General features: G+C 60.3%; 14 protein-coding genes. 7 read left to right on the top strand and 7 right to left on the bottom strand.

The window, feature by feature from the left end; translation table 11 throughout:
• Positions 1-205 precede the first annotated feature (205 nt).
• The 3 genes from A4A58_RS10830 to A4A58_RS10840 all read right to left on the bottom strand — a co-directional run bounded on the left by A4A58_RS10830 (position 206) and on the right by A4A58_RS10840 (position 4,904).
• A complete protein-coding gene (locus tag A4A58_RS10830) occupies positions 206-1,855 on the bottom strand; it encodes an acyl-CoA synthetase (protein ID WP_068731785.1) in 1,650 nt (549 codons plus the stop codon).
• A 122-nt stretch (positions 1,856-1,977) separates the two neighbouring features.
• Entirely contained in the window at positions 1,978-3,873 is a 1,896-nt protein-coding gene (locus A4A58_RS10835; RefSeq protein WP_068731787.1) for a TRAP transporter large permease, read from the bottom strand.
• An 11-nt stretch (positions 3,874-3,884) separates the two neighbouring features.
• Complete coding sequence (locus A4A58_RS10840) at positions 3,885-4,904, bottom strand: TRAP transporter substrate-binding protein (protein ID WP_068731789.1); 1,020 nt, start codon at positions 4,902-4,904, stop codon at positions 3,885-3,887.
• Positions 4,905-5,134: 230 nt separating this feature from the next.
• Here A4A58_RS10840 and A4A58_RS10845 point away from each other — a divergent pair, with 230 nt between their 5' ends.
• Positions 5,135-5,908 (top strand): SDR family NAD(P)-dependent oxidoreductase, encoded by a 774-nt coding sequence (locus A4A58_RS10845; protein WP_068731791.1) that lies wholly within the window; start codon positions 5,135-5,137, stop codon positions 5,906-5,908.
• 127 nt (positions 5,909-6,035) lie between these two features.
• Here A4A58_RS10845 and A4A58_RS10850 read toward each other — a convergent pair whose 3' ends face one another.
• Positions 6,036-6,884, bottom strand: a complete 849-nt coding sequence (locus tag A4A58_RS10850) for a helix-turn-helix transcriptional regulator (RefSeq protein WP_068731793.1) — start codon at positions 6,882-6,884, stop codon at positions 6,036-6,038.
• A 96-nt stretch (positions 6,885-6,980) separates the two neighbouring features.
• Here A4A58_RS10850 and A4A58_RS10855 point away from each other — a divergent pair, with 96 nt between their 5' ends.
• Entirely contained in the window at positions 6,981-7,871 is an 891-nt protein-coding gene (locus A4A58_RS10855) for an SDR family oxidoreductase (protein ID WP_068731795.1), read from the top strand.
• A gap of 849 nt (positions 7,872-8,720) precedes the next feature.
• Here the strand turns inward: A4A58_RS10855 and A4A58_RS10865 are convergent.
• The 3 genes from A4A58_RS10865 to A4A58_RS10875 form a co-directional block, all read right to left on the bottom strand.
• Positions 8,721-9,236, bottom strand: coding sequence for a LysR substrate-binding domain-containing protein (locus A4A58_RS10865; RefSeq protein ID WP_068731799.1), 516 nt, complete (start codon positions 9,234-9,236; stop codon positions 8,721-8,723).
• Between the two features lie 1,002 nt (positions 9,237-10,238).
• Positions 10,239-10,994 (bottom strand): SDR family NAD(P)-dependent oxidoreductase, encoded by a 756-nt coding sequence (locus A4A58_RS10870; RefSeq protein ID WP_068731801.1) that lies wholly within the window; start codon positions 10,992-10,994, stop codon positions 10,239-10,241.
• Positions 10,995-11,451: 457 nt separating this feature from the next.
• Complete coding sequence (locus A4A58_RS10875) at positions 11,452-12,360, bottom strand: LysR family transcriptional regulator (protein WP_068731803.1); 909 nt, start codon at positions 12,358-12,360, stop codon at positions 11,452-11,454.
• Positions 12,361-12,863: 503 nt separating this feature from the next.
• On the opposite strand from A4A58_RS10875, the gene A4A58_RS31645 reads away from it, so the two are divergent.
• The 5 genes from A4A58_RS31645 to A4A58_RS10895 all read left to right on the top strand — a co-directional run bounded on the left by A4A58_RS31645 (position 12,864) and on the right by A4A58_RS10895 (position 18,110).
• Complete coding sequence (locus tag A4A58_RS31645) at positions 12,864-12,989, top strand: hypothetical protein (RefSeq protein WP_283804894.1); 126 nt, start codon at positions 12,864-12,866, stop codon at positions 12,987-12,989.
• Positions 12,990-13,525: 536 nt separating this feature from the next.
• Positions 13,526-14,551, top strand: coding sequence for an alpha/beta fold hydrolase (locus tag A4A58_RS10885; RefSeq protein ID WP_068731807.1), 1,026 nt, complete (start codon positions 13,526-13,528; stop codon positions 14,549-14,551).
• A gap of 824 nt (positions 14,552-15,375) precedes the next feature.
• Entirely contained in the window at positions 15,376-15,528 is a 153-nt protein-coding gene (locus tag A4A58_RS30775; protein ID WP_158005671.1) for a hypothetical protein, read from the top strand.
• 162 nt (positions 15,529-15,690) lie between these two features.
• On the top strand, positions 15,691-15,849 hold the full coding sequence (locus A4A58_RS10890) for a hypothetical protein (RefSeq protein ID WP_244499728.1): 159 nt from the start codon (positions 15,691-15,693) through the stop codon (positions 15,847-15,849).
• Positions 15,850-16,199: 350 nt separating this feature from the next.
• Positions 16,200-18,110, top strand: coding sequence for a diguanylate cyclase (locus tag A4A58_RS10895; RefSeq protein WP_068731809.1), 1,911 nt, complete (start codon positions 16,200-16,202; stop codon positions 18,108-18,110).
• The last annotated feature ends 23 nt before the right edge of the window (positions 18,111-18,133 follow it).

Genomic DNA, 18,133 nt, shown 5'->3' on the forward strand with positions numbered 1-18,133 from the left:
GCCATCTAGTCTATTTGCATTCTTGGCTTTCTGGATGCCGTATATCCCGTGATCCTGCCGGATGATGGGATACGGCTGGTGGAGTGGGGCTACACACCGCACCCAATGCTCCGTCATGGCCGGGCTTGTCCCGGCCATCCACATCTTTCTTCGTTTGCGGCCAAGGCGTGGATACCCGGCATTCGCCGGGCATGACGGCGTTTTGTTACGAACTAAACGACCCCGTCGACTTCACCTGATCCCGCAGCAGGAACTTCTGGATCTTGCCTGTCGACGTCTTCGGGATCACGCCGAACACCACGGCCTTCGGCGTCTTGAAGCCGGGCATTTGCGCGCGGCAGAACGCGATGATGTCGGCTTCCGTCGCCTCGGCATTTGCCTTCAGCTCGACGAAGGCGCATGGCACTTCGCCCCATTTCGCATCGGGCTTGGCGACCACGGCCGCGAACAGCACGGCCGGGTGTTTGTAGAGTACGTCCTCGACTTCCACCGACGAGATGTTCTCGCCGCCGGAAATGATGATGTCCTTGGAGCGGTCCTTGATGGTCACGTAGCCGGCGGCGTCGAGCACGCCGAGATCGCCGGTGTGGAACCAGCCGCCTTCGAACGCCTCCTTGGTGGCCTTCTCGTTCTTCAGGTAGCCCTTCATCACGATATTGCCGCGGAACATGACCTCACCGATGGTTTCGCCGTCGCGCGGCACTTCCTGCATCGTTTCGGGATCGATTACCGTCACCGCTTCCTGCAGGTGATAGGGCACGCCCTGGCGGCGCTTCAGGTTGGCACGTTCATCCGCGGGCAGGGCGTCCCAGCCGGGCTGCTCGGCGCAGACCGAGGCGGGGCCATAGACCTCGGTCAGGCCGTAAACGTGAGTCAGCTTGATGCCGATCTTCTCGGCACCCGACAGCACCGCCATCGGCGGCGGTGCGCCGGCGATCGAGCCCTGCACGAGAGGCCCGCCGGAATAGACCGGTGCATCGGGCGCATTGATCAGCGTGTTGTAGACGATCGGCGCGCCGGACATGTGAGTGACGCCATGCTCGCGCATCAGCGCGAAAATCTTGGTGGGATCAACCTTGCGCAGGCAGACATTGACGCCGGCACTCGCTGCCACGGTCCATGGGAAGCACCAGCCGTTGCAGTGGAACATCGGCAGGGTCCAGAGATAGACCGGATGCTGGCCGAGACCGGCGGCGAGAATGTTGGAGACCGCGTTCAGATAGGCGCCGCGATGATGGGTCACCACGCCCTTCGGATTGCCCGTTGTCCCCGACGTATAGCCAAGCGCGATGGCGTCCCATTCGTCGAGCGGAAAGGCGCTGGTGAAATCGGGGCTGCCTTCGGCGAGGGCGGCTTCATATTCGAGTTCGCCGATCCGTTGGCCACCGGCGAAGGACGCGTCGTCGACGTCGATCACGGACGGCTTCGGGCCGGTCATGAGGCCGAGGGCCTCAGTGATCACGCCGGAGAATTCCGGATCGACCAGCAGCAGCCTGGCGCCGCCGTGGTCGAGCTGGAACGCAATGGCCGCGGCGTCGAGCCGGATGTTGAGTGCGTTGAGGACGGCGCCCGCCATCGGCACGGCGAAATGCGCCTCGTTCATTGCCGGCAGATTCGGGAGCATCGCCGCGACCGTATCGCCCCGTCCGATGCCGCGCCCCGTCAGGAACGAGGCAAAGCGCCGGCAGCGTTCATAGGTCTGCGCCCAGGTGAAACTACGTCCCTCATAGACGGTGCTGGTGAGGTCCGGATAGACCGCCGCGCTGCGTTTGAGAAAGCTCAGCGGCGACAGCGGCACGAAGTTGGCCGGAGTCTGGTCGAGGCCGACGCTATAGGCGCCCTGATCTGGGATCATTTTTGAGACTCCTATATTTAGTTCAATAAGTTATGTCGGATATCTCATCTATCAGATTATTGCAGAAATGATCTTCCAAAGTCACGCGAGGTAATGGCCATAACTTTCTGAAAGATTGTATCTTAAAGGAATCCGATCGATATCCATGGGAAAATCGCGACGATGATCAGGCCAATCAGCAGCGCCAGCAGATAGCCGAGGATGGGCCGGATGCCTTCCGCGGGATCGACACGGCCGATGGCACAGGCGGCATAATAGCCCACCCCGAAGGGCGGCGCGAACAGTCCGATGCCCATGGCGAGGATGACGACCATCGCATAATGGACCTCATGGACACCGACCAGCCGCGCGATCGGGAACAGTAGCGGCCCGAACAGCACGATGGCGGGGATGCCTTCCAGCACGCTGCCGAGAATCACGAAGGCCACGATGGAGACCGCGATGAAGGTGGCACCGCCGCCCGGCAGGCCGGTCATGGCGGCGGCCAGCGAGCGCGAGAAGCCGGACTGGGTCAGGCCCCAGGCCATGCCGGTCGCGGTTCCGATGATCAGCAGGATTGCGCCGGAGAGGCAGGCCGTATCGACCAGCATCGGCTTCAGCCGGTTCCAGTCGAACTGGCGATAGATCAACAGGCCCGCCAGCACGGCATAGACGATGCCGATGGTGGAGACCTCTGTGGCGGTCGCCACACCCTCGACCACGGCAGCGCGGATCACGAAGGGCAGCGCGATGGCGGGCACCGAGACAATGAACGCCTTGAAGATGTCGCGCCCGGATGCCCGTTTGACGTGGCTGAGGTCCTCGCCGCGATAGCGCCACCACACCAGCACGCCCAGCGTGATTGCGAGCACCACACCCGGCAGCAAGCCGCCGGTGAATAGCGCCGAGATCGAGACGCCTGTGACGGAGCCGATAGTGATCAGCACCAGGCTCGGCGGAATGGTTTCGGTCTGCGCGCCGGTCGCCGAGAGCAGGGCGACGAGATCACCCGGCTTGGCGCCGCGCGCCTTCATTTCCGGGAACAGCACCGGCGCCACGGCCGCCATGTCGGCAGCCTTGGAACCGGAAATGCCAGAGACCAGATACATCGCGCCGATCAGCACATAATGTAGCCCGCCGCGGACATGGCCGAGCAGGCTGGCAAGGAACGCCACCATGGCGCGCGCCATGCCGGTCATCTCGATCAGCAGGCCCAAAAAGACGAACAGCGGCACCGACAGCAGGATGAGATGGCTCATGCCCTCATCCATGCGGCCGACCAGCACCATCATCGGGGTGTGTGTGGTCAGCGCCATATAGCCGAAGATCGCGAGGCCAAAACCGAAGGCAATGGGCACGCCGGCGAACACACACAGCGCCACGACGCCAACGAAGAAGATGATCAGGTTGAGATTGCCGAGGGTCCGCAGCAGCGGCTCGGCAAGCCAGAACAGGCCGATGATCGCCACGACGGTGCCGAGCGCCGTCAACACGGTGCGAACCTGGCCGTAGCGCACCAGCCGCAGCAGCGCGAAGACGATCATCAGCGAGATGCCGACCGGCAGCGCGGCCGCGCGAAAGCTGTTGGCGATCTGCAGTGCCGGCGTCGTGATGTAGCTTTCCTCATAGGCGTATTCGAAGGACGGCGCGACGATCATCAAGAGGAAGGCGAGTGCGGCGCAGGTCCCGACGACGTCGAGAAAAGCCCACATCCGGGGACCGACCGACGCCACCAGCGCAGTCATCCGCATATGCTCGCCGCGCCGGAACGCCACGGCGGAGCCGAGCATCGCCAGCCACAGGAACAGGATCGAGGACAGCTCGTCGGACCAGATCAGCGGACGGTGGAAGCCGTAACGGGCCACCACGCCGATGAACAGGATGATCACCTCCGCCACCACCAGCAGCGCCGCGGGAATCTCGACCAGATGGCCGAGGGCGCGGTCGATGGAGGTCAGGATGGCGTCGCGGCGGGAGAGGGGCACCCTCTCCACGCTGGACGCCCCGCTTTCGAGGGCGGAGATGTCATGCACGGCCATAATGGTTCCGATCAGCCGAGCTTGCCGACGGCCTTCTCAAGGATGGCCCAGGCTTCGTCGCCATACTTGCCCTGCCATTCCTTGTAGAAGCCGGCCGACTTCAGCTTGTCGCGGAACGGGCCGGGCTCGAGCTCATTGAAGGCGAGGCCCTTGGATTCCAGTTCGCCGCGCAGGCCGGCGTTGAGCTTGGCGACGTCCTCGCGCTCCTTCATGCCGGCGGCATTGATGTTCTTGGCGACGATGTCGCGCAGATCGGCCGGCAGCTTCTCCCAGGCACGACGGTTGGCCAGGAACCAGTAGCCATCCCACATGTGGTTGGTCAGCGAGCAGAACTTCTGCACTTCATAGAACTTCGCCGTCGAGATGATCGCCAGCGGGTTCTCCTGGCCTTCGACAACCCGCGTCTGCATCGCCGAATAGACTTCGCTGATATTGATCGAGGCGGGCGCACTGTCGAACGCCTTGAACATCGAGGTCCATAGCGGCGACACCGGCACGCGGATCTTGAAGCCCTTCAGATCGTCCGGGCTCTTGATCGGCTTCGTGGACGAGGTGATTTCGCGAAAACCGTTGTCCCAGATCTTGTCCATGACCACGAGATTGGCCTTGGTGATCTCCTTGCGGATATAGGCGCCGAGATCACCGTCCATGGCCTTCCAGACGGTGTCGTAATTCGGGAAGGCAAAGCCGATGCCGTTGATCGAGGCGGCCGGCACCAAAGTCGCCAGGATCAGGCCGGACAGCGTGAAGAACTCGACGCCGCCGGAGCGGATCTGGCTCAGCATGTCGGTGTCGGAGCCGAGCTGATTGTTGGGGAATACCTGCAGATCGACCTTGCCGTTGGTCTCGGTCTTGATCGCCGCCGACATCTCGCGGGCGCGGATGTTCATCGGATGCGTATCGGGCAGGTTGTTCGCGTATTTGTAGACGTATTCGGCCTGCTGCGCGCGCGCGATGAACGGCATGCTGACGCCGCCAAACGCGGTCGCAGCGGCCGATGCCTTCAACAGAGTCCGGCGTGAAATCGTCATTTTGTTTCTCCCAACCACTTCTTTGTTTGTCTTTGTGAGGCGCAAGGGCCCTTGCCGTCTGGTCATCATGCCCGGGCTGCCCGGTCAAGCCTTTTCGCTGTGCGACCAAAGGTGGAGGACGCAGGCATACGGCTTTTGCACCGCGTGAATTTGTGAGAAGCATCGCGCGAACGAAACCCCGGCAGCCAAGACCGGCCAAGGACCGTCTGCAGGAAACGCAAGGACAGCATATGAATAGGGATCACGGCGTGGCGATCATCACCGGCGGCGCCTCGGGAATCGGTCTGGCGGTTGCCAAGGCGGCCGTAAGCGAAGGCTGGAAGGTGCTGCTGGCCGACCTCACCCAGGACGCGCTGGACCGCGCTTGCGCGCAGGTCGACGCCATCAAGCCCGGCGTTACCCGAACTGTCGTGATGGATGTCGCCAATGAAGACGCCGTGATCGCCGGACTGAAGGATTGTGAAGCCGGTTTCGGCCCGGTGCGCGGCCTGGTGAACTCCGCCGGCATCGGCCGCCAGGTGCCGTTCTTCGAGACCTCCGTGAAACTGTTTCGCGAAATCCTCGACATCAATCTGGTCGGCACTTTTGCCGTGGCGCGTGAAGCCGGCAAACTGATGAAGGCCCATGGCGGCGGCGCCATCGTCAATGTGGCGTCGGTGTCGGGCCTGCGCGGCAATATCGAGCGCGCGGCCTATGGCGCCTCCAAAGGCGGCGTCATCACGCTGACCCAGGTGATGGCCTGCGAACTGGCGCCGCTGAAGATCCGCGTCAATGCAATTGCGCCGGGTCCGTTCGAGACGCCCATGGTGCAGGAGATGCACACGGTGGCAACGCGGGAAGGCTGGATGCAGGTGGTGCCGCAGCGGCGTTATGCCGAGCCGGAGGAGGTCGCGGGTGCCGCGATGTTCCTGCTGGATGATAGCAAGTCGAGCTTTGTGACAGGGCATGTTCTGAACGTTGACGGCGGCTTTGCGGCGCATGGGCTGCTGCCGAAATATCCGTAGTAACAAAAACTGTCATTCCGGGGCGTGACCGCCGTGAGGCGGTCGCGAACCCGGAATCCCGATGTGTGTCACACTGCGAGATTCCCCGCCACTTCAATTGAAGTGGCGGGGAATGACAAGCGTGGGATTAGCCCGCTTTCGCCGCTATCAGTGCCTTCATTCGCTCGGCGTCCGCGGCCGTTGCCGGCGTATAGACGACCATGCCCAAATTCGGTTGGCCGTCGACCGAGAAGGTTGAATAGGTCATCACGAAAGGCCCGACGACGGGATGGTTCACATGCTTGCGGCCTTCACCGTAGCTGCCGACATCGTTGTCATGCCACATGGCTGCGAAGTCGGGGCTGATGCGGCAGAGCTCGTCGATCAATGTCTGGGCGCGCTCCGACGCGCCGCTGCGTGTAATGTCGGCGCGAAAGGCCGCCACGGCGAAACGTGCATCCTGCTCCCAGTCCGGCATCTTGGCGCGGACATTCGGACGACAGAACAGGATGCGCAGGACGTTGCGGTCCTCGGGCGCGATGTTCGGATAGTCGCCAAGTACGGCCAGCGCCGCGCGATTCCAGGCCACGATATCCCAAGTCGCATTCCTCACGACGGCGGCGCTGAACTTCATCGCATCCAGCACTCGTTGCAGTGTTGGCGATACGATATCCGAGGGTTCGAAGCGCACCTCCGGCAGCCGGTGCTGGGCCAGCAAAAACAGATGCTCGCGCTCGACAGCGGATAATTCCAGTGCGCGTGAAATTCGATCGAGCACATCGGCAGACGGCGCGCCGCCGCGACCTTGTTCGAGCCATGTGTACCAGGTGGCGCTGACATTGGCGCGTTGCGCGACTTCCTCGCGCCGCAGGCCCGGCGTGCGGCGTCGCTCGGACGAAAAACCGAACGCCACGGGATCGAGCTTCGCGCGGCGATCCCTGAGATAGGCGCCAAGCGGATTGGAACTTGCGCTCGGGGTTGTTTCGGCAATCGTCATGTTCAGCCTGTTAGTCGCCATACCCGTATAACGTCGCGGCTTCACGCACTGTACCGCAGGACCGATACATCCGCGCATTCACGAGAGGAATATCACATGCGTGTCTTCGTTACCGGTGCTTCGGGCTTTGTCGGATCGGCGGTCGTTCAGGAACTGATCGCCGCCGGTCATCAGGTGCTAGGTCTGGCGCGCTCGGATGCATCTGCCAAGGCACTGGTCGACGCTGGTGCGGAGATCCATCGCGGCGATCTGGAAGATCTGGACAGCCTGCGGTCCGGGGCTGCCAATTCAGACGGCGTGATCCATACGGCCTTCATCCACGACTTCTCGAAATTCAAGGAAAACTGCGCGATCGACGCGCGTGCCATCGAGACGCTTGGCGATGTGCTGGCGGGCTCCGAGCGGCCCTTGATCGTAACTTCCGGCATGGCCTTCATCGCGCCCGGACGCGTGGCCACCGAAGACATGGGCCCGTCGAGCGCGTCGCCAAGCCCGCGCGTATCGGAACAGGTCGCCGAGCGTCTGGCAGCTCGCGGCGTGCGTACTTCGTCGGTCCGGCTGCCGCCATCGGTCCATGGCGATGGCGACCATGGCTTCGTGCCGATGCTGATCAATATCGCGCGGGAGAAGGGCGCCTCGGCTTATATTGGCGACGGCCTCAACTGCTGGCCCGCGGCACACCGGCTGGACGTCGCCCGGCTCTACAGGCTCGTCCTGGAGCACGGTTCCGCCGACATTCGGTATCACGCCAGCGCCGAACAAGGCGTCGCATTCCGTGAGCTTGCCGAGGTCATCGGTCGGCACCTGAACCTGCCAGTCGTCTCGAAATCGCCGGCTGAAGCCGCCGATCACTTCGGCTGGTTCGCGGGCTTCGCGGCCATGGACGCACCGGCGTCCAGTGCCTGGACACAGCAGCAATTGGGATGGCAACCGACGCAGCCGGGATTGATCGCAGACCTAGATCACGTCAGATATTTCGGCGGCTGACGATGCAATGATGTGGGACCACGAACTGGCTCGGGTGGCTGCTCGGTCAACCAGATATCGCAACAATTTGAGCTAAACCTCTGGGATCGCTATGGGATAATATGTCGCCAAGTATGCGGTTTCGGTTCTGTAGCTGGGTGAGTGACTGAGTCCTGAGCCCTATATTAGAGCGCTCCATTCATGATCGTCGTGTGGACGCGTTGCACTGGAAGAACAGGGCGTTTGTTGCGCTGTGAGCCCGCAAGTGCAACAGCTGCATTCGAGTCAAAGTGTGGCGTTTGCGATCCTGTTGCGTTTTAGATGCCGATTTAACGCCGCGTGCGCTAATCCTATTGGGCAAGACCGCTAAAGTTCGCTTTTCACCCCAGCCTCTGCTCCAAGCTCTACCGTGACGTGAAGCAACGTACACTTTGGGCGTTGGTACGCGTGCGCGACGCAGCCGGGTTTAGCCGGGGTGATCAAGCCGTCTCGTGTGACACCTGCTTTTCAGCCGCCGGATTTGTGCGCTTCAGCCAGCCGGTAATCTTCTCCAACGCCATCATCAGCAACGTCGGCGAACCGACGAGAGGCTCAAGAAGAGCAACGACTTCGTCGCTGTGATCGGTCGCCTCGTCGTGCCTGGCGCGGCTTTCCGAACAATCGCGTTGGAGCCGATGCGAATTGGCCCCGCAACTAGTGTGCACGATCGTCACGGAGGACCCAAAGGGGACTGCGACGTCATCCTGGCGATGGGATGCGACGCGACGGCGGCCATGTCGCGGTCGCAGGAGACTGTCGGCGCGCCTCCGTTCCGGATTTGCTTCTCTGCGGAACGCGTGGCCCGAACCTGCGGCCGTCGGCCTCCGTTTCCTACGACGCCGCAGCGAGGGATTCGGCGATCTGCCCCTTGAGCCAATGGATGAAACTGCGTGCCTTACGGCCGAGGGGACGTTGTTTCGGCCAGGCGACATAGTGGGCCATCGGGCGCTCAAACGGCGCGTTGAACAGCGGTACCAGCGTTCCGTCCTGGATCTCGTTGCGCAGCAGAAAGAGTTGACCGACCGCGACACCGACGCCTTCGACCGCGGCCTGATAGGTCAGCACCGAGCTCGGAAAACTGATACCCTCGTTGGCCAGCAGGTCCGGCCGTTTCACCGCCATCAGCCAATCCGGCCAGTCGGTCCGGCGGTAGTGCGAATGCAGGAGCGGCACCTTCTTGAGGTCGTCGAGTTCCGAAAGCCGCGCGCTCTTGATGAGCTTGGGGCTGCAGACAGGCTGGATCAGGTCCTTGAACAGGAGTTCGGTCTCGACGCCCGGCCAATTGCCGGCGCCGAACTGGACGGCGAGGTCGACCTTGTCCTTTTCGAAGTCGATCGGCGCGACCATGACCTTGACACTTCAGGGTGATCTAGTTGATCCGCGAGACTTGCATATTGAAGCCATGTTGCCGCATGCTTTGGATCGATCGACAGGGACTCCAGAGCCCAAGCCTCAGCTAATGTCGAATTGCCGGAGAGTTGGTGAATCGAGGCGAGTTCGCGCCACAGTAAGGCGTCAGACGGCGCAAGCGCGAGCGTTGCAACGAGCGCGTCGATGGCGATTTGGTGTTGTTGTTACTTCTGAGCAGCCGATCCGAACGCGCGTAACGCAGAGATGTTGTCTTCGGTTTCATTGAGAAGTCTAGCCGAGCTTGCTCTCGGGATCGGCCTTACCGAGATTGGCTTCTGCCCGCTGCCTACGGAGCAGGGAGATTCTTTCGCTGACTCTCATTTTACACAGCTCCGGATGTCACGGCATCAGCATAAGCCAGCCGCCCCCATCAGACAAATCAACGGTTTCATTTTCAAAAGCGGAGTTCCCAGGGCCTGTCCGTGATCCGCGCGGCCAGCGGGAAGTTACTGTCGATTCCCGCTCAGAAATCGCCGCGGCGCCGATTTTGTTCGTGTAAGGGGGCAGCGTGAGTGCCACGCTCTTTCGAATCGAAAGACGGATGGATCTCGACGGACTTCATGACGGGAAGGCAACTAGGGGTCTTCATTAAACTCGGATAGTTATTCATGGAGGAGAGGTTGTTCTTTTTTCAAGGAGAACGCTACCAAGCATAGCGCATTGGGCATGAATATGCTCGTCCCGAAGCGGATGAAATCATCCGGGAATCCTTGGAATACTCAAATCAAAGGATCAGCGTATGCGTATGTACGATGCGCGCGTCGTCGCGCTGCGCTCCGGGCGCATCCGGGCGATCGGAGTGTGAGAAAACGCGGTCATTATGAAAAGAACAAATAGAGAACATTCAGGCGGAGTCAATGCCAAATTTGCTTCGGTTTTTTGCGGATGCGCTTGCGCGGGCGGTACGCTCCGACACTGGCTTTCCACTTCCCAGAAGTCTCATAGCGACCAGCCACCATCGACGACGATCGAAGATCCGGTGACGAAGCCGCCCAGATCAGAACTCATCCACAGCACAGCTTCCGCGATCTCTTCCGGCTTGCCGAGGCGCCCCACGGGCTTGAGGTCGATCGCCTTTTGAACGTCGCCGCCCGTGAAACGGTCCATCATTGGCGTCTCGATGTTGCCGGGCAGGACGGCGTTCACGCGGATGTTCTGCTTTGCATAGTTGAGCGCGGCGGATTTGGTCATGCCGATGATCGCGTGCTTGGACGCGGCATAGGCGGCGCCGCCTGCAACGCCGCGGATACCGGCTCCGGACGAAGTGTTCACGACCACGCCGTCGCCCTGATGCACCATCTGCGTGATCTCATGCTTCATGTAGACGAAAGTGCCGCGTAGGTTGATGCCGAGGATGCGATCCCATTCACCTAGTTCGATTTCATGAAGCGGCGCCGCCTTGTTCTCGACGCCTGCGTTGTTGAAGGCGATGTCGAGTCGCCCGAACCGCTTGACGACCTGCTTGACGGCGGCCTCGACCTGCTCCGGTGACGACACATCGCACGCGATGGCCAGTACGTCGCCTCCCGCGACCTTCACGGCTTCCTCGGTTTCTTTCAGCGCATTGCTGGTTCGGTCGAGGATGGCCACGCGCGCGCCTTCCGCGGCGAAAGCGATGGCCGCAGCGCGGCCGATGCCGCTGATTGCACCCGTGATGAAGGCCACCTTGCCGGTAAAACGGTCAGGTTTCGACATGTCGTTATTCCTCGTGACAGTGATCAGACATCGATGTTCAAACCTTAGATACCCGGACCGCTTCCGACGCTTGCTGAAACGGTGACGGACGAGTGTTTCCGCAAATGGCGATATCGGTCGTTTCTGTTATCGCCGGTGCACGGTCGGTGACAATCAGAGCGCTCCATCACTTCGATCTCAGCATAAGCTTGCTCCATGTGCATCGTTCCGATTGCGACGCGCATTCCGCTGGATGACGCGCTTCCAGTCGCTGAAAGCTACACTGGTCGTTGGGCGTCGCGGCACGTTGGTCGGCGGCGGCGCTCGGCGCCGTGGTCGCGTTGCCCGCGGACTTTCCGTACCGGCCGTTCATCCTACCGACCGCATTTAATCGTCGTGCTCGGCACCTTGGTGCTGCGGGATTACGGCGTAAGGTCTGCCTCAAGGTTGTTCTGATTTCGATTTCTCAAAGACATATCTATAGTCCCATCGGACGCAATTCACGGATCAGGTCGGACAGTAATCGCAGGCCGGTCGGAATTTGGCGCCGACTAGGGTGGTACATGTAAAATCCGGGACCGGGCGTGGCCCAGTCCTCCAGCACCAGTTTCAGTTCGCCGCGCTCGACCAACGGGGCAACGATGGGTTCGGCAACGAATAAAAGACCGACGGCGCCGCGTACGAAGGCCATCGCGGCTCCCGACTCATCGATGGTGATGGAGCCAGGGACATCTATCTCAATGTGTTCGGGACCCTTGTCGAATTCCCATTGATAGATGCGGTCGTTGCCAAGCCGAAGGCGAAGGCACCGGTGACTTCGCAGATCGTCTGGATGAATCGGAACGCCGAAGCGCTCGAGGTAAGCGGGAGAGGCTGCGACAACCCAACGAAAATCGGCCGATAGCCGTGAAGCGATCATGTCCTGAGGAACAGTACCGCCGTAACGGATCCCCGCGTCAAAACCTTCTTCGATTACGTCCACCATCCGGTTGCTGACGACCAGATCAATATCGACGTCCGGATAACGATCGACGAAAGTCGGCATGACTGGCCCCAACAATAGCGGCACTGCATCTTGCATTACGTTCAGTCGAATCCGCCCTGACGGTGTGTCCCTGAAATTATTCAAGGCCTCGATCGCGTGACCAATGGCGTCGAAGGGCTGACTGATGGCGTCCCGAAGCTGTTCACCCGCCGTTGTCAGCGTGACGCTGCGATTGGTCCGGTTCAGGAGCCTAACTCCGAGGCGGGCCTCCAGGCCCTTCAAGGAGTGGCTCAGTGCGGATGCGCTCACACCCAATTCAATACCGGCACGCCTGAAGCTGCGATGCTTCGAGATCGCCAAAAAATACGTGAAGTCGGCTAGGTCGGATCGGTCAACCGGCATGTCTGCCAGAACGTAAACCGGAACCCTGTCATCCGCTAGCGCCTATAAACGGGATGCAATCATGAGGCCTCCTCATGAATTGCGCATTCGCCGCCGCGCTTCTCTGCGACCTTTAAGGCCTGTTCATCGGAAGCGGCCTGGACTACTTCGAAGCTTTCGAAATGCCGTCTTTTCCTACGAGATAGGCGCGATAATCGGGCATCCCTCAACTCATTGGTCGGACGGTGATGAGGCCAATATAGCACATTTGCCAGGCGGTGCGGCAAGCGGCGCCGTCGTTGGTTTGTCCCAGATCATGCATGGTTGAACAAGCGCTCCGAGGATTTTGGGAATATCACGTCCCCCGGAGCCCGGCCCGTGATATGCCCGATATGCGCCATCGTCTGTTCGTGAAATCTTGGGTTAAATGTCTCGCCGCACGGGCTCGGTCTTGGGGTAGCTCTTACTCGGCAAGCTGCGTGATCTCGGGAAGGCTTTCCACGCAAGAGGTTGCTGCCTTCCTCATGACAGCAGCCGCACTCGTGCATCTCGATAGTGCCGCCGCTGATCCGTTTGTCGCGGCCGGCGGTGCAATCTGCAACGCTGCCAGCGCCGCCCTCCAGGGAGATGTCGTTCCACTCGCCGCCTAAAGGGGGCGTGGAGTTCGTTGCGTGGAGTTCGTCTGGGCCGGGAACTCATGAAAGGACGGAATTTAGATGCGCTTTCGGCCTACGCCTTTCGCTACACAATGAGAAAATGCTCCGCGAGAAATCCCGGGACCGTGAGGCTCCGGCATATCTTTAGAATGGGCCGACCAGCACTTCAGAGGCGCGGAAGCACGCTGCCCCGTCGCGGGAGAGAGCCGTAATACGTGCTCTCAATTACCTCAAATTCCTCAGCCGAGAGCACTCTCGAAAATTGGTCCAAGGTCAGTGTGTTTCGAGGCCTTGCTGGATATGCCCAGTTCAGGATACGAGTGATACTCTCGATTGGTGAGGTTGCGTTCAGTTGGATGTTGCACACCAGTACGCCGCCCTTGCAGAGCTGCCGATAAATCGCCCGCAAGGCCTCGCGCCTAAGCGCGTCCTCTGCATTCAGGAAAAACCGAAACGCGGTGGCGACGTCAAAGGACCAAGGGAACCTTCTCAAGCTCAAATACCTCTGAATCCAGCCGGAGTATTCAACCATGACAGGCTTCCATCAGCCCACGCTGGTTTCGCGCACTTTCAGCATGCCGCGTCACACGACGCACTACATCGAGTGCGGGCCGTCCGACGGACCGTTGATGATTTTTCTGCACGGCTGGCCGAGTATCAGTCTAATGTGGCGCGCCCAATTGGATGCGTTTGCCGCCGATGGCTGGCACTGCGTGGCTCCCGATCTACGGGGATTTGGCGGCTCGTCTGCCCCTGCATCCAATGATGCCTATGCGATCGAAGATGTTGTGACGGACATGGCGGATCTCCATGATCATCTGGGCGGCGAGCCTGCGATCTGGATCGGCCACGATTGGGGCTGTGTTGTGGTCGGTGAACTAGTCGCGCATCAGCCCGCGCGCAGCCGTGGCGTCGTGCTGACCTCGCTTGCGTATCAACCGGACGGACACGCCCTTCGAACAATCGTCCCGCTGGTCGATCGAGCCATCTATCCGGATGACCAGTATCCAGATGGCCAGTGGGATTATTATCGTTACTACACGAAGCATTTCGAGACGGCGGTCGCCGACCTAGATGCTGATAAGGCGGCATCCCTGGCATCGATCTTTCGGCCGGGCGATCCCGCCGCCATCGGCAAGGTAGCGCCGCTTGCGGTGGTCACTCGCAACGGAGGGCGCTTCGGCAAAGCGCACCGCGCCCCGCCAACGAAACCTGACCCGGGTATCTGGCCGTCGGCGGACTTCGACGTTTTGGTGCAGTCTTTCGAGGCTCGTGGCTTCGGTCCCTCCTGTGCGTGGTACATGAACGACGCCGCCGACATCGCCTACGCGCGCGAAGCACCTGATGGCGGCCGCCTTTCGCAGCCAGTGTTGTTCGTCAACGGCGACTTTGATCAGGTCTGCACCATCATCGGAAATCGCCAAGGCGACCCAATGCGCGCAGCCTGCTCAGACCTTACTGTGACGAGCATGCCCGCCGGACATTGGCTACCGCTGGAACGCAAGGTAGAGCTCATCCAGGTCATCCGCAGCTGGCTCGAGAGCAAGAAACTTTGATGGCGGCGGTTTGAAAGCAGCTTTCACAGTTGCGGTGCTTTCCTGCGGTGGCGGATGGCCGGTTTTGCGCACAGCGGACGATCGTTGGGATTTGTCACATCGGTTCCGGCGGCTGCGTATCAAGGTGATCGCCGTTCGCAGTCATTTCCGCTGTGCATAGCGTACTGTTAAATTCCGGCTCAGAAGCAGCCAAGGCTAGAATTGGCCGGCGCCGCAGAGCCGCACTCCCACCACCGCGAAGCCAGCTATAAAGGTTCCGGCCCATTAAAGGGACTGAAAGCTGTCATCATGGCTGCGATGCCTCGCTATCACACGGCTTCCTGCGTAATGGTGTCCGCGCGACGCGCCTCCGCTAGGTAATGATCCCATGGCGCAGGAGAGGGGACCAACGTAGGGATTGTTCAGTGCTTTGATATCGGAAGTTGACGCACTCCGTGCTTTGCGAGTTCACCGGGATGTTGCGGCATGCCACGCCCGTCGATGTAATCCGGAGACGCAAATAGGCCGACGCGGTGCGGTGCATGCTGGCGTGCATCCCGAGATGCCAGTATGGCACACGCGGATCCACGTACGAGAGCGCCTCTGCGACAGGTATGAACTCCCGCCGCGATCTGGCTTGCCGTGGGACTTGCAAGAAAGGCTACAGCCGCCCCGACGTCGGAGGATAGTCGGATGACCGATGATGATGCTCGGACCTCGCGCGGACAGCAGAGGTTCGATGCCGCAGCCCAGGTCGTGCATACGGCCGTCGAAGAAGTGGATCGGGTCGGTCGACACCTTAAAGACAATGTGGATGCGGCCAGGCGGCCGGAGCCTATGTCAGCATGCTGAAGGATGTGACCAAAGCGGCTCCTCTCGGCATGTTGGCCGCGGCGTTCATCGGCGGCATGCTGTTCGCGGGGCGTCGTCGATCACCAACCGAGCCTGCGCCGCCTTTGGAACACTCGACGATTTTCGATGTGATGCGGTCGCCGTAGAGGTCGCCTTTCCGCGCGCCAACAAGCTCGCTCTGACGCGGCATCGTCGACACGAGACGCGCAGAACGCTATGTGTCTCTGGCGATCGTCGAGAAAGATCATCTGTGCAATATGAGGCAATTGAAAAAGGAACGATAGATGTTGAAGGATCGAGAAAAAGTTATGACCGCGCTTCTTGAGAAGCTGATGAAGATCTTCGAGGTCATGAAGCGCGCGAACATGCCGAACCAGGAAGCCTGCCAGTCGCACTTGCTGAAGATGCGAGATGAGGGCGCCATCAAGTTCGACATCAACAAAGGTTTTTGGTCGATCAAAACCTGATCTTGACGTCTTGGGCGGAGAATCCGTCCATTGCCGTGCTGCTGAAAGCTCGGTGGATCGATGACTGAACGCGCGGATAAATTCGTGGAACTCTAGATTTACAAGCATCTCAAAGCTAAGGGCTACCAGGTCGATGGAGACTTCGCGAAGGCGCCGGATCTCGGGGAGCAATGCCTGGCGGCGGCGAGGGCTCGACTCGTCGCCCCGGATGTGGCGAGAAGCAGATTAACTCAATCTATCCGAAGATAAACCGCTGATCGTTAAAACGTAATAACCATATTTGACCGTCAGAATATGCTCGCAGTATTGCATTAACGGTCCGCGTGGAAGGTTGAGCATCGGAGTTAAACATGACTCGAAGCCGCCGCGCACTTGACCAGATCTATCTCCCGTTTTGGGCCGCAGTATTTGTGGCATTGGCTTGCGTTGCGATTCTGGCGCTCAACGGCTGGCGGGAATGGTCATCGCGGCAAAACGACCTGAAGAATGCAGAAGTGGATATGGCAAACCTCGCCCGTTCGCTGACGCAGCATGCTGATGACACTTTCGAGTTGGCCGACACTATTCTCATCGGACTGGTCAACCGTTTGGAGACGGACGGAACGGGCCCGGCGGCGATCAAAAAAATCCAGACGATCCTGCAACTCCGCAAATCCACGCAGAAGCGAATTCGGGGTATGTTCATTTATGACGAGACCGGCCGCTGGCTGGCAACCACCGAACAAGTGGACTTCACGCGCCTGAACAACAGCGACCGCGACTACTTCCAGCGCCATCGCGCATCATCAGATCGAGAGACCCTGATCGGCCGCCCGATTAAAAGCCGATCCGGTGGACAGTGGATCATCACCGCGTCGCGCCGGTTCAATCATCCGGATGGAAGTTTCGCTGGCGTGGCGTTGACGACCATCGATGCGGCCTATTTCTCGCAGTTTTACGAGCAGTTTGACATCGGCCCGAACGGCGCCGTCTCGCTGCTGAATGCCGATGGCATCATGCTGGCGCGAAGTCGTGACGAGGGTACCTATGTTGGCCGCGATATGTCGAATTCGCCTTTGTTCAAAAACCTTCTCGATAGACCAGCAGCCAGCGTCTACTACTTCAAGTCACCGTTGGATGGCTTGCAGCGCCTGAGTTTTTACCAGTTAAGCAGCCGCTATCCACTTGTCGTCCTCGCCACGAAAGCCGTGGACGATGTGCTCGAATCCTGGCGATACGAGGCACTCACACGGATGGTCTTCGTCCTCGGCCTGACCGGCTTGATTGCCACCACCGGTTTCTATCTCGTCCGTCAGTTGCTCGAGCGGCAGCGCATGGCAGCAGCGCTGTTAGCCAAGGAGGCGGACTTCCGGTTGCTGGCCGAACAATCCAGTGACATGGTGACGCGGATCGGGTTCGACGAGCGGATTCTTTACGTTTCGCCGTCCTGTGCGCGCGTCGTCGGTTGGGACCCTGGCCAGATCATCGGAACTCCCGCCCTCGCCGGGATCAATGCCGAGGACCTGCCGCGGGTCCAGCAGACGGTTACTGCGTTGAAACTCGGCGAAGCGGAAGAGGCCAGGATCATCTATCGCACCCGCCATCGGCAAAAAGGCGAGATCTGGATCGAGACGGCAATGCGTGTAACCCGCGTGCCCGAGACCGGCAAGATCGATGGCGTCGTTGCAATCTCGCGCGACATGACCGAGCACAAGGATTTGGAGAAGAAGCTCGCGGCTCTTGCGATCTCCGATGGGCTTACCGGGCTTGCTAATCGCCGCCACTTCGATGAGCGGTTGCAGGGAGAGTGGGCCAAGGCCAGCCGCGATAATACTCCCTTGTCGCTATTGCTGATTGACGTCGATCACTTCAAGAAATTCAACGACCAGTACGGCCATCAAGCGGGGGATGGTTGCCTGCGCTCGATCTCGCGGATTTTGACCGAACAGGCCCAGCGACCGGCGGATCTTGCCGCGCGGTATGGCGGCGAGGAGTTCGTTTTGCTGTTACCAAATACCGACGCGGAAGGCTGTGAGCAAGTCGGTCAAAGGGTGCGCGAGGCGCTTCATGAGTTTGGCATGCTGCACGTTCTGAATCCGCCTTCTAAGCGGGTAACGGTAAGCCTTGGCGGAGCGACGAACCTGCCTGCCGGAGTCGCAGCCGATTGTGTATCCTTGGTCGCGGCGGCGGATCGAGCCCTATATGCCGCTAAGGATGGTGGGCGTGATCGGCTGGTAATGTCTGGCCAAGTGATCGCGTGGCCTGGGACGAAGAGCGCCTAAACAAGCAATCTGCTCGGTTCGAT

Origin of the sequence: Tardiphaga robiniae (assembly GCF_001618955.1) — a bacterium.
Classification (GTDB): Bacteria; Pseudomonadota; Alphaproteobacteria; order Rhizobiales; family Xanthobacteraceae; genus Tardiphaga; species Tardiphaga robiniae_A.